The organism is Corynebacterium tuberculostearicum, from assembly GCF_022347235.1.
GTDB classification, from domain to species: Bacteria; Actinomycetota; Actinomycetes; order Mycobacteriales; family Mycobacteriaceae; genus Corynebacterium; species Corynebacterium tuberculostearicum_F.
Map to the genome: position 1 here is coordinate 61,357 of NZ_JAKRDX010000003.1, position 17,216 is coordinate 78,572.

At 58.7% G+C, this 17,216-nt stretch carries 15 protein-coding genes and 2 pseudogenes; 13 read left to right on the top strand and 4 right to left on the bottom strand.

Going from position 1 to position 17,216, the window contains the following annotated elements; genetic code table 11:
- The first annotated feature begins 4 nt into the window (after positions 1-4).
- From MHK09_RS02425 to MHK09_RS02480, 12 genes are all read left to right on the top strand, one after another.
- Positions 5-172 carry a CG2302 family histidine operon protein gene (locus MHK09_RS02425; protein ID WP_005324605.1) on the top strand — a complete coding sequence of 56 codons (168 nt, stop codon included), beginning with the start codon at positions 5-7 and terminating at the stop codon, positions 170-172.
- A complete protein-coding gene (locus tag MHK09_RS02430; RefSeq protein ID WP_250412573.1) occupies positions 169-1,419 on the top strand; it encodes an MFS transporter in 1,251 nt (416 codons plus the stop codon). The genes MHK09_RS02425 and MHK09_RS02430 overlap by 4 nt, the downstream gene beginning before the upstream one ends.
- Before the next feature lie 3 nt (positions 1,420-1,422).
- The gene (hisH, locus tag MHK09_RS02435; RefSeq protein ID WP_179386691.1) at positions 1,423-2,055 is read left to right on the top strand and encodes an imidazole glycerol phosphate synthase subunit HisH; all 633 of its coding nucleotides are present in this window, start codon (positions 1,423-1,425) and stop codon (positions 2,053-2,055) included.
- Positions 2,056-2,069: 14 nt separating this feature from the next.
- Complete coding sequence (priA, locus tag MHK09_RS02440; protein WP_250412574.1) at positions 2,070-2,858, top strand: bifunctional 1-(5-phosphoribosyl)-5-((5-phosphoribosylamino)methylideneamino)imidazole-4-carboxamide isomerase/phosphoribosylanthranilate isomerase PriA; 789 nt, start codon at positions 2,070-2,072, stop codon at positions 2,856-2,858.
- Positions 2,859-2,861: 3 nt separating this feature from the next.
- Positions 2,862-3,644 (top strand): inositol monophosphatase family protein, encoded by a 783-nt coding sequence (locus MHK09_RS02445; RefSeq protein ID WP_250412575.1) that lies wholly within the window; start codon positions 2,862-2,864, stop codon positions 3,642-3,644.
- A gap of 30 nt (positions 3,645-3,674) precedes the next feature.
- The gene (gene hisF / locus MHK09_RS02450; RefSeq protein WP_200435464.1) at positions 3,675-4,445 is read left to right on the top strand and encodes an imidazole glycerol phosphate synthase subunit HisF; all 771 of its coding nucleotides are present in this window, start codon (positions 3,675-3,677) and stop codon (positions 4,443-4,445) included.
- Positions 4,442-4,804, top strand: coding sequence for a phosphoribosyl-AMP cyclohydrolase (gene hisI, locus MHK09_RS02455; RefSeq protein WP_200435465.1), 363 nt, complete (start codon positions 4,442-4,444; stop codon positions 4,802-4,804). The genes hisF and hisI overlap by 4 nt, the downstream gene beginning before the upstream one ends.
- Positions 4,801-5,439, top strand: coding sequence for a TIGR02234 family membrane protein (locus MHK09_RS02460; protein ID WP_049377586.1), 639 nt, complete (start codon positions 4,801-4,803; stop codon positions 5,437-5,439). The genes hisI and MHK09_RS02460 overlap by 4 nt, the downstream gene beginning before the upstream one ends.
- A gap of 84 nt (positions 5,440-5,523) precedes the next feature.
- On the top strand, positions 5,524-6,354 hold the full coding sequence (locus tag MHK09_RS02465) for an indole-3-glycerol phosphate synthase TrpC (protein ID WP_005324614.1): 831 nt from the start codon (positions 5,524-5,526) through the stop codon (positions 6,352-6,354).
- Positions 6,355-6,399: 45 nt separating this feature from the next.
- On the top strand, positions 6,400-7,353 hold the full coding sequence (lgt, locus tag MHK09_RS02470; RefSeq protein WP_250412576.1) for a prolipoprotein diacylglyceryl transferase: 954 nt from the start codon (positions 6,400-6,402) through the stop codon (positions 7,351-7,353).
- A gap of 159 nt (positions 7,354-7,512) precedes the next feature.
- Positions 7,513-8,928: a pyruvate kinase gene (gene pyk, locus MHK09_RS02475; protein WP_250412635.1), complete on the top strand. Its 1,416-nt coding sequence runs from the start codon at positions 7,513-7,515 to the stop codon at positions 8,926-8,928.
- A 293-nt stretch (positions 8,929-9,221) separates the two neighbouring features.
- Entirely contained in the window at positions 9,222-10,112 is an 891-nt protein-coding gene (locus MHK09_RS02480) for a cation diffusion facilitator family transporter (protein WP_005328806.1), read from the top strand.
- 30 nt (positions 10,113-10,142) lie between these two features.
- Here MHK09_RS02480 and MHK09_RS02485 read toward each other — a convergent pair.
- Both MHK09_RS02485 and MHK09_RS02490 read right to left on the bottom strand, forming a co-directional pair.
- Positions 10,143-10,870, bottom strand: a pseudogene (locus MHK09_RS02485) (IS1634 family transposase); the annotation flags it as partial.
- Between the two features lie 36 nt (positions 10,871-10,906).
- Complete coding sequence (locus MHK09_RS02490; protein ID WP_250412577.1) at positions 10,907-12,250, bottom strand: IS256 family transposase; 1,344 nt, start codon at positions 12,248-12,250, stop codon at positions 10,907-10,909.
- Between the two features lie 72 nt (positions 12,251-12,322).
- On the opposite strand from MHK09_RS02490, the pseudogene MHK09_RS02495 reads away from it, so the two are divergent.
- A pseudogene (locus MHK09_RS02495) lies at positions 12,323-13,417 on the top strand (alkaline phosphatase); the annotation flags it as partial.
- Between the two features lie 70 nt (positions 13,418-13,487).
- On the opposite strand, the gene MHK09_RS02500 reads toward MHK09_RS02495, so the two are convergent.
- Both MHK09_RS02500 and MHK09_RS02505 read right to left on the bottom strand, forming a co-directional pair.
- Entirely contained in the window at positions 13,488-15,878 is a 2,391-nt protein-coding gene (locus MHK09_RS02500; RefSeq protein ID WP_250412579.1) for a glycogen/starch/alpha-glucan phosphorylase, read from the bottom strand.
- Between the two features lie 98 nt (positions 15,879-15,976).
- Positions 15,977-17,182, bottom strand: coding sequence for an amidohydrolase (locus MHK09_RS02505; protein ID WP_250412580.1), 1,206 nt, complete (start codon positions 17,180-17,182; stop codon positions 15,977-15,979).
- Positions 17,183-17,216 lie beyond the last annotated feature (34 nt).

Below are 17,216 nucleotides of genomic sequence, written 5' to 3' on the forward strand. Positions count from 1 at the left end.
ACGCATGCACTTTATGATCTTGGTCCTCTTCCTCGTAGCTGGCATGCTGGTGGGAGGCGCATGGTCTGCCTACCAACAGGGGTCGAAGGCAATGACAGTAGTAGCCTCTCTTTTGGCCGCAATCACCGTGGTAGCAGCAATCTCGTGGATGGTAGGAGCGTTTGGTAAATGAGCACAACCCAAGAAACTAATATCTGGAAGGTTCCGGGCTATACCGCGACCATGTTGGCTATCGCCGCGGCCTTCGGTGCGTGGTCCATCCTCCTTCCAGTGGTGCCGCTAGCGGTCATTGACTCTGGTGGCTCAGCGACCTTGGCGGGCTCATCCACCGGCATCTTCATGGCCTTTACCGTGCTGACCCAGATCATTTCCCCATGGCTCCTGCGCCGGTGGGGCTACCGCCGTGTGATGGCACTGTCCGCTTTTACCTTGGGCGTACCTGCCTTTGGCCACCTACTGGGAACTGATGCCTGGGTAGTCCTGCTCTTTTCTGCCATGCGCGGCGTCGGCTTTGGCGCGCTGACCGTTTCTGAGTCCGCGCTCATTGCGGAACTGGCGCCCGTACGCCTGCTGGGCAAGGCTACCGGCATGATTGGTGTCTTTACCGGCCTGGGCCAAATGGTCTTTTTGCCGCTGGGATTGATCATGGCGGAAAAGCTGGGTTATGCCTCGACGTATATCACCGCCGGCATCATTGGCTTTGTGGGCTTTGGTCTGTGCCTGCGCATTCCCAAGATTAAGGTCACCCTCGCCTCCGATACTGAAGAGGAGCCGAACCTGATCCGCGTTCCTACGTGGAAGCTGGTGCTCGTTCCTGCGCTGGCGCTAACGACATTTTCAATGAGCTATGGCGCCGTGTCATCCTTCCTGCCGCCGGCGGTGCAAGAACTTGATGCCGAGCGCGGCGCTAGCTTGGCCGGCTTCATGCTGTCCATCGTGGGCGGCGCCGCCATGATTTTCCGCTACTTTGCCGGCATGGTGGCAGACCGCGTAGGCACCCCAGGCCGTCTGTATATCCCCAGTCAGATCATGGCCATCGTGGGCGTGCTCGCCATCGCCGTCCCGCTGTACCTCGACGGTTCCGTGTGGTGGCTCGTGCTGGGTGCCTTCCTCTTCGGTGGTGCCTTTGGTATTGCGCAAAATGAAGCCCTGTTGTCGATGTTTGACCGTCTGCCACGCGAGCGCGTCTCGGAAGCTTCGGCCATCTGGAATATTTTCTATGATGGCGGCACTGGCTTGGGCTCGACCCTCTTGGGCGCCTTGGTCGCCGGCTACGGCTATGCAGGGGCTTTTGGCGCCGGCGTGGTCATCCTCGTCGCCGGCGTTGTGATGACGCTGGCAGATTTTATCCTTGGGCGCACCCGCGTGAGCGAAACCAACGATATCCGGACGCGACTGCGTCGCATGCGTAAGGTATAGCCCATGGCAAAGACGGTCGCATTATTGGATTATGGCGCGGGCAATGTGCGCTCGGCCCAGCGCGCGCTGGAGCGAGTGGGCGCGGACGTCACCGTTACCGCGGACCCTAAAGAAGCGGTGGAAGCGGACGGTCTGCTTGTCCCTGGCGTGGGTGCCTTTGCTGCCTGCATGCGCGGGCTACGGGCGGTGCAGGGCCCTCGGGTCATCGGCCAGCGCTTGGCAGGAGAGCGGCCGGTGTTGGGCATTTGCGTAGGCATGCAGGTCCTTTTCGACGCCGGAGTGGAACACAACATCAACTCCACCGGCTGCGGCGAGTGGCCCGGCACCGTGGAAAAGCTGCAATCTGCGGTGCTGCCGCATATGGGATGGAATACCGTAGAGGTACCCGTCGGCAGCGATATGTTTGCCGGAGTGGCCGAAGACGAGCGGTTTTATTTCGTGCATTCCTACGGCGTTCGCCGGTGGGAATTGGAAACAGAAATTACCCGTCCGCCGCAGGTGAGCTGGGCCGAGCACGCGGGCGATAGGTTCGTCGCGGCCGTAGAAAACGGCGCCCTGTGGGCGACCCAATTCCACCCTGAAAAATCCGGGGACGCCGGTGCACAGCTTTTGGAAAACTGGATGCGTACGCTCTAGGTAGGATGAAGAATATGACTTTTACGCTCTTGCCAGCAGTCGATGTATCTCAAGGCCAAGCCGTGCGCCTAGATAAAGGCGAAGCAGGCACTGAAACCTCGTACGGCTCCCCGCGCGATGCCGCGCAAAAGTGGCAGTCCCAAGGCGCGCACTGGCTGCACTTTGTGGATTTGGATGCGGCCTTTGGTCGGGGCTCCAACCATGAAGAAATGGCGATGATTGCCCGCGAGCTGGGTGTAAATGTGGAGCTTAGCGGCGGAATCCGGGACGATGCCGCGGTGGAGCGCGCACTGGCTACCGGTGCGCAGCGCATTAGTATCGGCACGGCTGCACTAGAGCAGCCGGAATGGATCGAGGACATCCTGGCGCGCTACGGAGATAAGGTCGCCGTGGATCTCGCCGTGCGCGAAGATGGCGGCGAATGGCGTACCGCCGGCAATGGCTGGGTCTCCGATGGCGGCGATCTGTGGGAGGTACTCGAGCGCCTGGATGCAGCCGGATGCCAACGTTTTGTGGTGACCGACGTGTCGAAAGACGGCATGCTCACCGGACCTAATATTGAGCTCCTGCGCGAGGTGGCGATGGCAACGGAGGCAAAAATCACCGCCTCTGGTGGCATTTCTAGCCTGGAAGACCTGCGCGAGCTCGCGCTTTATGAAAATGAGGGCATCGATTCCGCCATTATTGGCAGGGCCCTGTACGAGGGGAATTTCACCCTCGACGAAGCACTCGCTGCGGTGGCCGAGGTAGAGCCGCTGCCGGCGGAAGAAACCATTGACCCTTACGACCCTGAGGACAACTAAGTCATGATGGAACCCCGCGAGTTGGTGGCCTTCGCGGAGGCGGCCGTAGACCAAGTAAAACCCATTTTTCGCTCCGGCCTCGGAGCTGCGCCCGCCCGTTTTAAGGGGCAGGGAGATTTCGCCACCGAGGTAGACCTCGTCATCGAGCAACAGCTGCGCGATATCTTGACCCAGATGACCGGCATCCCGGTCTATGGAGAAGAATCGGGCGGCAGCGTGCTCGATACCGTGTGGGTGGTAGATCCGATCGATGGCACCGCAAACTACTCTGCCGGAAACCCCATGGCCGGCATCCTAGTGGCGCTCATTCATGAGGGTGCGCCCGTTGCCGCGGTATCTGACTTCCCGCTCCTGGGGCGCCGTCTGGTCACCTGCGATGGCTCCCCACTGCGCTCAGTAGGTGGGCCTGCCGCTGGTTTCGGTGGTGGGGAAGACGCGATGGGCTTTGATGAAGCACGCGGCCACGTGGGCTGCTCTTCCCACCTGCCCACCGACATTTTCCACGAGCTGCGCGAGACCGGACTGCGCCCGCGAATGACCGGTTCCGTGGGACTTGATAATGCCTTCGTCGCGCAGGGTGTGTTTGATGGCGCGATTAACTTCTCCCCGCACCCCTGGGATAACGCCGCGGGTGCACTGCAGATTCAGGCAGCCGGTGGAGTTGTTACCGATCCGGACGGAAATCCGTGGACTGCGCAGTCGCGCGGCATGGTGGCAGGTACCCCGCAGGTCCATGCCACCATCGTGGATATCCTGTCTCGTCATACCGGTTCCTTTCACCGCTAAGACTAAACACCTGAAAAGGAGGCGGCCGCCATGGCTGTAGCCGTACGCGTGATCCCCTGCCTAGACGTGGACCAAGGCCGCGTGGTCAAGGGCATCAACTTTGACAACCTGCGCGATGCCGGCGACCCAGTGGAGTTGGCCGCGCGTTATGACTCCCTAGGAGCCGATGAACTTACCTTTTTAGACGTCTCTGCGTCCAAACAAGGCCGCTCCACCATGCTCGAGGTCGTGCGCCGCACCGCAGACCAGGTATTTATCCCCTTGACAGTGGGTGGCGGAGTTCGCAGCGTTGATGACGTCCGAGAACTATTGCGCGCCGGGGCAGATAAGGTCTCCGTGAACACCGCGGCCATTAAGAATCCGGAACTGCTGCGCGAAATGGCTGAGATTTTCGGGGCCCAATGCATCGTGCTGTCTGTTGATGCCCGCCGGTGCCGCAAAGAGTATGCTGCATCCGGCTTTGAGGTGACCACGCACGGCGGTACGGAATCGGCCGGGATCGACGCCATCGAATGGGCACGCCGCGGCGAAGAACTCGGCGTAGGGGAGATCCTCCTCAACTCAATGGATGGCGATGGCACAAAGGAAGGATTTGACCTTGAATTGCTGCGCGCCGTGCGCGCAGCGGTGACCATTCCCGTTATCGCCTCTGGCGGCGCGGGAAAAGCCGCGGATTTCCCACCGGCCGTTGCAGCCGGCGCCGATGCCGTCTTGGCAGCAAGCATTTTTCACTTCGGTGAGGTAGAAATCAGCGACGTGAAAGACGCCTTGGGCGCTGCTGGCTACGAGGTGCGCCGATGAGTACCCCGGGCAACTATGAACTTAACGGGGGCATCGCCAAGCAGCTCAAGCGCAATGACCAAGGCTTGGTGCCGGCCATTGCCCAGGCTGAGTCTGGTGAGGTGCTGATGATGGCCTGGATGGATGACCACGCTTTGGCCCATACCCTCGCCACCCGCAAGGCAACGTATTTTTCGCGCTCGCGCAATGAGTATTGGGTTAAGGGAGAGACTTCTGGAAATACCCAAGAGGTGCTGGGCGTTCGCCTTGACTGCGATGGAGATACTATTCTGCTGACGGTGCGGCAGCGTGGCGGCGCTTGCCATACCGGTGACCGCACGTGCTTTGACGCCACCGATCTCCTAGGAGGGCAATCGTGAAGGCTAGACGCCTTGGACCACTACTTATCGCTGCTGGAGCCATCGTATTGTGGCTGTCCTCCCGAGCCACGTGGGTGGTCGCCGCCAGCGAGGACGATAAGGCCGGCTCCGCGGCCAATGACATCATCGGCTCGGCCTGGTCGCTGGAGATCATGGCCTTGACCCTAGTTCTGGTAACCGGTGCCGTCGCGGGGATGGCGCTGCGGCGTGTCGGTAGGCGAGTGGTGGGCATCGTGTGTGCCCTCGCGGCCGCGGCCAGCGCGTGGACCCCAGTGAGCCTGCTGACTGCGGGCGCGGACGCCGAGCGCGCGCAGAAGATCCTGCAGGGGGCCTCGGCCAATGAAAACGCCGTAGACTCTGCCCAGATTTCTGACTGGGCCACAGTCGTTTCCACCGAGGTGCATTCCCTGGGACCAATTCTGGCTCTCATAGGTGCGGCAGCAGCCCTCTTCGGTGCAGTGATGCTTGCGCGCAATCCAGGCGAGGATAAGGCGAAGGTGTCGAGCAAATACGAAACCCCAGCAGCACGACAGGCAAAGCTGGAGGAGGATTTGGAAACCTCCTCCGACTCTGGCCGCGTGATGTGGGACGCCCTTGATAGTGATATAGATCCCACCGATATGGACAAAAAATAGCCCCGTTTCCTGTGTAATTTCCGGAACGGCACGCTAGCGGGTTAACCTAAGTGTGATTTTAATCGCCCGTGGAGGGAGGTGCTGATGCCTACGCCCATTGCCGTTGACCACCTAGTTGCAGGAGTCTTGGAGGACGTCGCTGCGCGGGAAGCTCGCGTGTCTTTCAAAGATGTGAAAGCCCGCTCGCGTGACATGGAGCCTCCCCGGGATGCCCGCGCGGCGTTGCTGCGCACTGGCTGCTCGGTCATCACGGAGCTCAAGCGCGCCGTACCCTACGGTGGCGAAATCGCACATGTTGGTTCTGCGGAACAGATGGCGGAATGGGCCCGCACCTTTGAACACTGCGGCGTACATCTCATGGCATGCCAGACCGATTTCCGCCGCTTTCACGGTTCTTTAGAAGACATGGCAGCTGCGCGTGCTGCGATTGATATTCCCATGATGTCGCGCGATCTCATCGTGGACCCTTACCAAATTCATGAAGCCCGGTGCTTTGGGGCCGATGCTATTCCATTGCAGGTTGAACTCTTAGAGCAAGCTCGCCTGGAGGCACTTTTGGACCGGGTGGAATCGCTCGGTATGACCGCGATCGTAGAGGTACGCAACTGCGCCGAGGTTGACCGCGCAATCAAGGCAGGAAGTAGCGTCATTGCCATCAATGCGTGGTCGTTGGCTTCGGATGCCATTAACCGCGAGGCGTTTAACGATATCGCCCCGGGCTTACCCGAATCCATCCTCCGCATCGCAGTAGGCGGGGTAAACAACGCGCGCAACCTGTTTCACTATGCTTCACGCGGCGCCGATGCAGTGTTGGTGGGAGAATCAGTCATGGCTGCCCAGGATCCTACGGCGCTGGCGCGCTCTTTGGTGGCTGCCGGGCAGCATCCAGCGTGTCCCGCGCGCAAGATAGAATAAGACCCCAACTAGCTGGTGGGGTGGGGGATAAGGCACACTGGCTACGTGCACACAGAAATTCTTGCAAATATTCCGTCTCCGCCGCAGGGCGTGTGGCAGTTGGGGCCCATTCCCATTCGTGCCTATGCGCTGTGCATCATCGTGGGTATTATCGTCGCCTTGCGAATGACCTTAAGCCGCTACACCGCACGCGGCGGTAACCCAGACACAGTATGGGATGCCGCCATCGTGGTCATCCCAGCCGGCATCATTGGCGGGCGGCTCTACCACGTCATTACCGATAACCAGAAGTACTTCTGCGATAGCTGCAATCCCGCGGACGCGCTGAAGATTACCAATGGCGGACTGGGCATTTGGGGCGCCGTAGCCTTGGGCGCACTAGCTTTGTGGGTGCTTTTCAAAGTGAAAAAAGTACCGCTCGGCCCCTTTGCTGACGCGGTGGCGCCAGGCCTCGTCCTCGCGCAGGCGATTGGACGCCTAGGCAACTGGTTTAACCAAGAGCTCTATGGGCGCCCGACCGACGTTCCGTGGGCTTTAGACATCTATTACCGCGTCAATGAAAATGGCGGCTATGCTCCCGTTTCCGGACACTCCACGGGGGAGATCATGACCTCGGTGCACCCGACCTTCCTGTACGAGCTCGTGTGGAATGTCCTGGTCTGCCTTTTCCTCTTGTGGGCTCACAAGGCCTGGAAGTTGGGGCACGGGCGCGTCTTTGCCCTTTATGTCATGGGCTATACATTGGGCCGCTTCTTTATTGAAGGGATGCGTTCCGATGAGGCGACCCATATCTTTGGGGTCCGCGTGAATCTCATCGTGTCGCTTGTGATTTTTATCATCGCCGCGATTGTCTTCTTCGTGCTTGATAGGCACCGCCAGGGCCCAGAGTCCCCCGAAGAGGTAGATCCTAAGTATTGGGCGGAGCGCCGGAATACTGATGGGCACAGCCATGAGCACGCGGTATCTGATGGGCAGCAACCGGGTTCATTATCGACGTAAATACTGCCCAAGTTTGCCCGGTTAGATTTGGTTTTGTGGGAAATGGGGCATTTTGTGGTGTCCGTTCAGAAAATGGAACCAAAAAATTGTGGCCCCAATCTTTTCGAAGGAGTAGGTTGGGGAGTGTTCAATTTCCCCCGACGGAATAGGCCAATAATGCTGGATAGAAGAACGAAGATTGTTTGTACTCTCGGCCCTGCCGTTGCTAGCGAGGACGGCATCTTGCGCCTCGTACAGGACGGCATGGACGTTGCCCGCCTGAATATGTCTCACGGCGAGCATGCAAACCACGAGGCGAATTACAACTGGGTGCGCCAGGCCACCGATAAGACCGGCCGCGCCGTAGGTATCTTGGCGGACCTTCAGGGGCCCAAGATTCGCCTTGGCCGCTTTATCAACGGCGAGGAGCAGTGGGATAACGGCCAGATCGTCCGCATCACCGTGGACGATATCGAAGGCACCCATGACCGCGTTTCCACCACCTACAAGGGCCTGGCCAAGGACGCCAAGCCAGGTGACCGCCTGCTGATCGACGATGGCAAGGTTGCCGTTGTTTGCAAGGAAGTCGACGGCAACGACGTCGTCTGTGAGGTCACCGAAGGTGGCCCGGTTTCCAATAACAAGGGCGTTTCCCTTCCTGGCATGGATATCTCCGTGCCGGCTTTGTCGGAAAAGGATATCGCTGACCTGCGCTTCGCTTTGAACCTTGGCGTTGACCTCGTGGCGCTGTCCTTCGTCCGCTCCCCAGCAGACGTGGATAAGGTCCACGAGATTATGGACGAAGAGGGCCGCCGCGTTCCGGTCATTGCCAAGCTGGAAAAGCCCGAGGCGGTAGACGCGCTCGAGTCCATCGTGCTGGCATTCGATGCCATCATGATTGCTCGAGGCGACCTCGGTGTTGAGGTGCCGCTGGAGCGCGTGCCACTGTTCCAGAAGCGCGCTATCCAGATTGCTCGCGAGAACGCTAAGCCGGTCATCGTGGCTACCCAGATGTTGGATTCCATGATTTCCAACCTGCGCCCGACCCGTGCAGAGGCTTCTGACGTAGCTAACGCCGTTCTCGACGGCGCCGATGCCGTCATGCTCTCTGGTGAGACTTCCGTGGGTATTGACCCGCAGAACGTCGTGCGCACCATGTCCAAGATCGTGGCTAATGCTGAAGATGGTGGCAAGGTTCCACCGCTGTCCCACGTTCCGCGCACCAAGCGTGGTGTGGTGTCCTATTCCGCCCGCGATATTGCCGAGCGCCTCAATGCAAAGGCCATCGTAGCCTTTACTACCTCCGGCGATACCGCTAAGCGCGTGGCTCGCCTGCACTCCCAGCTTCCGCTGTTGGCGTTTACGCCGGACCCAGCGGTTCGCTCCCAGCTAGCTTTGACGTGGGGTGCTGAGACCTTCTTGAGCCCGCACGTTAAGTCCACCGATGACATGATGGAAGCTATCGATGATGCATTGCTGGAGATGGACAGGTACGAGGAAGGCGACATGATTGTCGTCATTGCTGGTACTCCTCCAGGAATTGCTGGCAACACCAACATGATTCAGTGTCACTTGTTGGGTGAAACCAAGAAGTAGATTTTTGGCACGAGCGCCGCGACCCACCCTTTAACACGTTCCACGGCTCGCGGCGCTTTTCTATATACATTTATACAAATGTAGATTTATATTTACCTCGAGTACACTCAGCGGTTGCTTTCCTGACATGCGGCTGCAGTACTTTTTGGTTGTTCATGTTTCAGCTTCTCTACACATTCAAAGGACAACTGCACAATGACCTAAATCAGGCCGACTTGGCCTCAGTGGCTGCGCTTACCGCCATCCATTTTCAATTAATTGTCAATAAGCGTCGACGGGGATAGGCTGAGTGCATGGCACACGAGCACCACGACCACGATCACTCCAGCACGCCGCTGCGCGCACTCTTGATTGCGCTAGGCATTACCGGCACCGTCTTCTTCGCGGAGCTGATCGGCGGCTGGTTGGCGGGTTCGATGGCGCTGATGGCGGATGCGATGCACATGCTTTCCGACGCTGCGGGGTTGATCATCGCGGTGTTAGCGGTGTTGGTTGGGCGCCGACAAGCATCGGCTCAGGCCACGTACGGCTACCGACGAGTGGAGGTGCTTGCTGCACTGGCGAACGCAGTGATGGTGCTGGCGATCTCGGTGTGGATTGTCGTCGAGGCGGTGCGCCGCCTGCAGAGCCCGGCCGAAGTGCAGGGAAAAACGATGCTGATCATCGCGGTGATCGGCCTGGTGGCGAATGCGCTATCGGCGTGGGTTCTGCACCGGCACCGCAAATCCTCGATCAACGTGGAGGGCGCGTTCTTGCACGTGTTAGTGGATATGCTCGGCTCGGTCGCAGTAATCGTGGCCGGCATTGTGGTACTGACCACGGGGTTTGTGGCGGCGGACGTGATCGCCTCCCTAGCGATCGCGGCGATGGTGCTGCCGCGCGCCTGGCAGCTCATGCGGCTTTCGGCGAGCGTGCTGCTCGAGCAAGTCCCGGCGGACTTCGACGCCAGTGCGATCGAGCCCGCGCTGCGGCAGGTCGAGGGCGTTGCTGACATCCACGACCTGCACCTGTGGAGCCTGGACGGCGTGAACGTGCTCACGACCGTGCATATCGTGCGCGACGGCACCGTCGGCACCGGCCCGCTGTTGGATGCCGCCCAGCAGGCCCTGCGCGAACACGGTATCGAGCACTCCACCATTCAGATTGAGCACCCAGAGCACGAATCCCACGAGACGGTGTGCTGATTCCCTTCTAACCTGACTTAGGCCAATTTTGTGCGGAAGTTCGCGGCCGGTGATTACTTGGATGGTGGCAGTGAGGTCGGGCGGGAATGGTACGGCGGCGTGAATGGTTTCGCCGCCAACGACGAGTTGAAAGCTGCGGTATTTCTTGAGTGTTCTCACGAGGCGTTTGATGAAGTGACCACTGCGGGTCTCCATCAGGTGGGTCACGGCTAGTGCTGCCATCACAATATTGAGATGTGCTGTGATCGAGTTTTGTTTCCTCGCATAGATTGGGCGTGCTTTCAGGTCTGATTTCGACATCCGATACGACATTTTCAATGTGGAATAGCCTGCGGTAATGCCCGATAACCTCCTGGGCGGGAAGAGCGGTCAGGTCGGTTTCATAGCCTTTAATTCCGGCTAGGGCTCGGTGTTTGGCAGCAAGAGCGTAGTTGACCTTCTTGTTCGGGGTGGAAAGATCGAAATAGCGGTTGCGCTTAATGGCGATTTCGCCGTCAACAGCGCGTTTGGCTTTTGCGACTTGCTCTTTGATTCCGCGCAGGCCGCGTCTGGCCCGATCATAGGAGTACTGGAAGTGGGTCACCGTATTCGGGGTTGTGTGTTTGCGCGCATCGCTTGCCGAGGCTTGTGTCCAGATCTGGCCGTGGGCGTAGGCTTCACCAGGGATTTCCCGCCGCCAGGTTTCAATCACCTCAGGCACGGTGGGGTTTCACCGACAAAATGTAGTGCAGACCTGCATCTATCAATGCTTGCTTGTTCGGAGGGTATCAAGTTGTTTGTGTGTGGGGCTAGGTTTATAGGTATTTGTCGAAGCTGTCGGGGTAGGCCACGGCCATTTGGTTGATGGCTTGTTTCCAGCCGGAAACTCGGGCTCCTTCCATGAGTCTGCCGGCTGTTGCTGAGACTCGTTTGCCTTGCTTTGCCCTCTTTGCGGCTCGTTTGTCTTCGATGTTGCAGATCATCAACCATAGCGTCTTGAGCGCTGATTCATTGTTAGTGAACTGCACCCTGTTGTGGGTAGCTTTCCGCAGTTCATTGTTGAATGATTCAATCGAATTCTTCGTGTAAATGACCTTGCTGGCTGCTGGTGGGAACTGGAGAAACGGTACGAAACGCGCCCATGCATCTCGCCAGACTTTGACTGAGCGTGGATACTTTTCTGCCAATTCAGAGGCTTCAAATTCGTCTAAGGCAGCCTTAGCTGTGGACTCGTCCGTGGCGGTGTAAATCTTTTTCAACGCGGCTGATACGCCCCGGCGATCTCCGTAGGCTACCCACCGGTTAGCGGCACGAATCAGGTGCACGATACAGGTTTGCACCATAGAGTTCGGCCAGGTTGCCTTTACTTCTTCCGGCAAGCCTTTCAGCCCGTCACAGCAGACGATAAAGACGTCTTTAACCCCACGGTTAGAAAGATTGGCGCATACCTGCGCCCAAAATGAAGCGCCTTCTTCTTTGGCAATCCACAATCCCAAAATGTGCTTGATACCGTCCAGGTCCACGCCGATTGCCATGTACGCAGATTTGTTGACTACTCGGCCGCCGTCGCGGACTTTAATGCGCAACGCATCGAGAAAAATGACCGGGTAGAACTCGTCTAGCTGGCGGTTTTGCCAGATCATGACCTCATCGAGGACGGCGTCAGTAACCGCGGAAATCGTCTCATGGGAAATATCAACACGCATCGCCGTTGCCATATGGTGCTGGATGTCCCTAATTGTCATCCCACCGGCGTACAAGCTGACTATCATGTCATCGACATCAGTCAAGCGCCTAGAACCTTTAGGGACCATAGTCGGCAAGAATGTTCCAGCCCGATCGCGTGGGACATCAACGGTGACTGGCCCGTAGTTAGAATCCACGGTCTTTGGATATGACCCGTTGCGGTGATTGTCTGTTCTAGCTGCAGCTTTAGCGCTCCTGTCGCCAGACTCGTAGCCTAGGTGGGCATCCATTTCAGCGTTGAGGCCTCTGGTAATCGAGGCTTGTAACATGCCGCGAACCAGGTCGTTGGCATCCGTTGTGGATGTGCCTAGGTCATCAATCAGCTTCGCGATGTCAGGGTTAGCAAGCAGCTTCTTTTCAATCGCATCAATCTTGGCCTTATCAGCCGGATCTCGTCGTGCCACAGTAGTCATTCTGGTCCATCTCCTTATGCGGGTTAGGTACCCACACACAAACCATCAGACACTCTCTATTCCGAAGCCACTCCGGCGGCGTGGGCCGCGCACAACAAGGACCGCGATAAGCTGCAGGACATTAGCCGTGAGATGCTCGGCAGCGCCCTCGACTTGGTCATGGCCGCTGGCCACCCGTTCTACGACAATGACCACCAAAAGATCGAAACTCCGGATTACAGCTTCATGTACGAGGAGGACTACGCCAAGCTTTCCGCTGGCGAGACCGACTGGAACTACTTTGAGTCCAACGATGACTTCAAGAAGATGGCGGAAGGCGACGTCAAGCCGGACCAGAAGTACTGGGGTATCGCACAGGTAGGATCCACCTTGCAGAACTCTCGCTCTGGTGAGGCGAAGGAGCCGTACTCTGACCCGCTTAACGACGTCGTCGATCTCCCCACCATGACCACCGGCGCACTCAACGCACTGGGGCAGGATGAGGATGGATTCTCCGTCATGATCGAGGGCGGTGCCATCGACTGGGCTGGACACGGCAATAACCCGGTGCGCGACATCGAAGAAACCCAGGACTTCAACAAATCGGTCGATGCCGCCATCAAGTGGGTAGAGGAGAACTCTTCGTGGGAGGAGACCCTACTGGTTGTTACCGCAGACCACGAAACCGGCTATCTCTCCGGTGCGAACGAGGCTCCGACTGAGGATAACCCTGAGGCGGATAACCGCTTCAACGCTATGGAAGGTGAGAAGGGCAAGGTTGCTCGCCACGGTTGGTACTCCGGTCAGCACACCAACCAGTTGGTGCCGTTCTTCTTCAAGGGCGCCGGCTCCGAGGACATCATGGCCCGTACCTCTGGAACCGATTCGGTCCGCGGTGACTACGTCGATAACACCCTGGTAGCCAACTTGACCTTTGATGAGTGGTGGAACGATGGCACCGGCCAAGCAGGCGACCCTGAGCAGCCAGAAGACGCTGCCAACCCGTCCGATGACGCTGATGCCGGCAAGGAAGGCAGCAGCAAGGGCTTTGCTGCTGGTCTAGCTACGGGTCTGGGGATTCTGGGCGCAGTTGTCGGCGGCCTCGGCTTCCTAGCTACGCAGATGGGTGTGCTTAACATTGACTTGAAGCCTATTTATGAGCAGCTCAAGCGCGTGGGCCTGCGCTAAACAGCATCAGGCACACCGCCTACATAAAGGTCCTGTCCTCCGCCGTGGAAGCGAAGGGTAGGACCTTTTCTTAGCGCTGGGAAATCGGGGTCGGCTGGATCTTCCACACCTCGTTCGCGTAGTCCGCGATGGTTCGGTCCGAGGAGAAACGACCGGAATAACAGATATTTAGCCACGCCTTCTTTGCCCACGCAAGCTCGTCCTCTTGATACTCCGCGGCCATGCGGTCGCGGGTCTCGCGGTAGTCGGCGAAGTCACCGAGGACGTAGTACTGGTCTTGGGCGTGCTCCCCGAAGCCGTCGAGAAGCGAGGCGCGCAGATCGCCGAAGATACCGGCATTGTCTGAGCCCAGGGTGCCGTCGACAAGCGCATCCAGTACGCGGGCCAAGCCTGGCACGCTCTGGTAAAGCTCGCCTGGGTTGTACTCGGCGCGCAGCTGCGGCAACTCTTCATTGCGGGCGCCGAAGATATAAGCGTTGTCCTCGCCAACCGCCTCGACGATTTCTACGTTTGCTCCATCCATGGTGCCCAAGGTCAGTGCACCATTCATCATGAACTTCATATTGGACGTGCCGGAGGCTTCCTTGCCAGCCACAGAAATCTGCTCGGAGATATCAGCGGCCGGGATGATGTGTTCGGCGGGGGAGACGTTGTAATTCTCCACGAAGACGACGCGGATGATGTCCTTGGTGGCTGGATCGTTATTGACCAGGTCTGCGATGGTGTTGATGAGCTTGATAATCGCTTTGGCGCGGTCGTAGCCCGGCGCGGCCTTGGCACCAAAGATGAAAGTGCGCTTCGGCACGGTTTCGCCCTCGTCCTTGATGCGGAAGTAGAGGTCGAGGACGTAGAGGGCGTTCATCAGCTGGCGCTTGTACTCGTGCAGGCGCTTGATCTGCACGTCAAAGATGGAATCGGGGTCGATTTCAGCGCCTTGGTGGTCGTTTACCCACTGCGCAAAGTCGCGCTTATTGGCCCGCTTGATGGCGATCAGTTCTCGTAGCAGGTCGGTATCGTCGGCCTTATCGGCGAGTTTGGCCAGCTGGGTGAGGTCAGTAACCCACGCATCGGAACCAGCCTGCTGGGTGAGCAGTTCTGCCAAGCGGGGGTTGCACATCTTTAGCCAGCGACGCGGGGTGACGCCATTGGTCTTATTGTTGAATTTTTCTGGCCAGAGCTCGTACCATTCGGACAGCGTATCGGCCTTGATGATCTCGGTATGCAGGGCGGCGACACCGTTAATGGAGTAGGCGGCGTAGCAGGCGATCCAGGCCATGTGCACGTGCCCGTTGGATACCGGAGCCATGTAGTCAATGCGGCCCTGATCCAGGCCGCGGTGGGCCATATCTTCGCGGAAGCGGCGGTCGATTTCTTCCACCAACTGCCAGATGCGCCAGAACAGCTTTTGGAAGATGGACACTTCCCAGCTCTCCAGGGCCTCCGCCAGCACGGTGTGGTTGGTGTAGGCGAAGGTCTCGGTGACGATCTTCCACGCCGCATCCCAGCTCAGACCGTGGTCATCGAGCAAAATGCGCAGGAGCTCAGGGATGGCGAGCACTGGGTGGGTGTCATTGAGCTGGATGGAGTTGTACTGCGCAAAACCGGTGAGGTCCTCGCCGTGCTGGGCAATGTAGTTATCCACCATGGTCTGCAGGGATGCGGAGACAAAGAAGTACTGTTGGCGCACGCGCAGTACCTTGCCCTCATAGGTGGTGTCGTTGGGGTAGAGCACGCGGCAGATATCCATGACGCGCTCGCGATCGACAATGGCCTCCGTAAAGCGCTGGGAGTTGAAGGCATCATAATCGAATTCATCGATGGGCTCGGACTTCCACAGGCGTAGCGTGCCTACGTTATCGGTTCCGTAGCCAGTAATAGGCATGTCATAAGGAATGGCGCGCACGTCCATGTCATCAAAGTGGACGCGGCGCTGCTCGGAGGCGCGGCGGATGATGAAGTCATAGCCGTTTTCCATCCACGCATCAGGCTGTTCCTTCTGGAAGCCATTCTCAAAGGACTGGCGGAACAGTCCGTAGCGGTAGAGTAGGCCATAACCGGTAACGGGGTAGTCCTGGGTGACAGCGGAATCGAGGAAGCAGGCAGCAAGGCGGCCGAGGCCACCGTTGCCGAGTGCGGCATCGTGCTCGGCTTCGAGGACATCGCTCAGCTCGTGGTCGGCAGCGGTGGCGGCAGCCTTGGCATCGTCGACCAAACCCAGGTTGGTGAGGTTATTGAGCAGCGCGCGGCCCTGCAGGAACTCCGCAGAGAAGTAGTGCTGCTGGCGGGTCGCAGCATAGGCGGAACGGGTGCGCTCCCAATTATCGGCAATCTGCTCCATGACGGCACCAGATAGGCCCGACCAGAACTTGCGGTAGGAAGCGCTGTGCGGGCTTACACCGGAGGCCGCACGAACATGGGAGGGAACGGTGGATTCGAAAACAGAGTGCCGTGGCTGGCTCATGTGAAACCTTAAGGTAGTGGGAAGTCACGAAACGCCTGCCAGCTTAATAGGATTGGCGCCGCCTTGCAGGGAGGAATAGGGAAAGGCGCGCCGGGTACCTAGGGCTTTGCCAAGTAGGTCAATGCCGCACCATATGCTGCCCGAGTGGAGGCATAGACGGTTGGGGCATAGTCCGGCAGGAAGGTTGCTTGGTGGTTGACCGGTGGGTCTTGCAACTCGTCTTCCGGGGTGCAGCCGATATGCCAGAAAACATAGGGCACACCCCAGGCCTGCGGCAGGTAGCAAAAGTCCTCAGAGGCGGTAGAAGGGGCGGCAATGACCGAATTGGAGCCGAAGGCGGCATCGAAAACCTCGGCCACCGGTGCGTGGGCTGCGGTGTCGTTATCGGTGACCTCGCCGTGAGCGTAGTACTCAAAGGTCGGGTCTTGCTCGCTTCCGGACGCCACACACTCGGCCTTGACCATGCGCTCGAGGGAGGCATAGACCTTTTCCGCGAGTGCGGGATCGTAGTAGCGCGTATTGAGCACGAGCTCGGCGGATTCGGGAATAATGTTGTTTTTATCGCCCGAGTGTAGCTCGCCTACAGAGATGACAAAGAACTCGTGTGGGGCAACTTCGCGGCCCACGATAGCTTGGAGGCGGGTGACGATCATGGCCGCGATATAGGTGGGGTCGATGGAGTTATGGGGCATGGAAGCGTGGGCCGATTTTCCAAAGACGCGAATGCGTAGGGAATCGCAGCCGGCCATGATGGGGCCTGCGGTGTGGCGTACAGTACCGGCGCGGCCGGGCATGATGTGTTGGCCTAGGCAAATATCGGGACGAGGCACACGATCGATGAGGTTATCGGCCAACATGTCCTTAGCTCCCACGGAAGATTCTTCGGCCGGTTGGAAAAGAGCGAGGAAGGTGCCGGACCAGGTGCTCCGGGAGGCGTCGAGAAGCGCGCAGGCACCCAGCAGCGCCGTGGTGTGCATATCGTGCCCGCAGGCGTGCATCTTTCCATTAGTGGCGGAATAGGACACGCCGGTGGCCTCTTCCACGGGTAGGCCGTCAAAGTCCGCACGCAGCAAAGCAGTGGGGCCATCGCCGTTGCGGAAGATAGCGACCATACCAAAGCCGCCGATGTTTTCTACTACCTCGCAGTCAAAATCGGCGAGTTTGGCGCGGATGCGACTGGCGGTGCGCTCCTCTTCATGCGAAAGCTCGGGGTGGCGGTGCAGGTCCTCATAAAAGTCCTGCTGCCACCCCAGATCGGCTTCCTGGGAAGTGGTGAGCTGGGCGATGCGGGCAGAATCAGACATGGTTTCACACCTTAGGGATTGGGTAGGGTTGGCG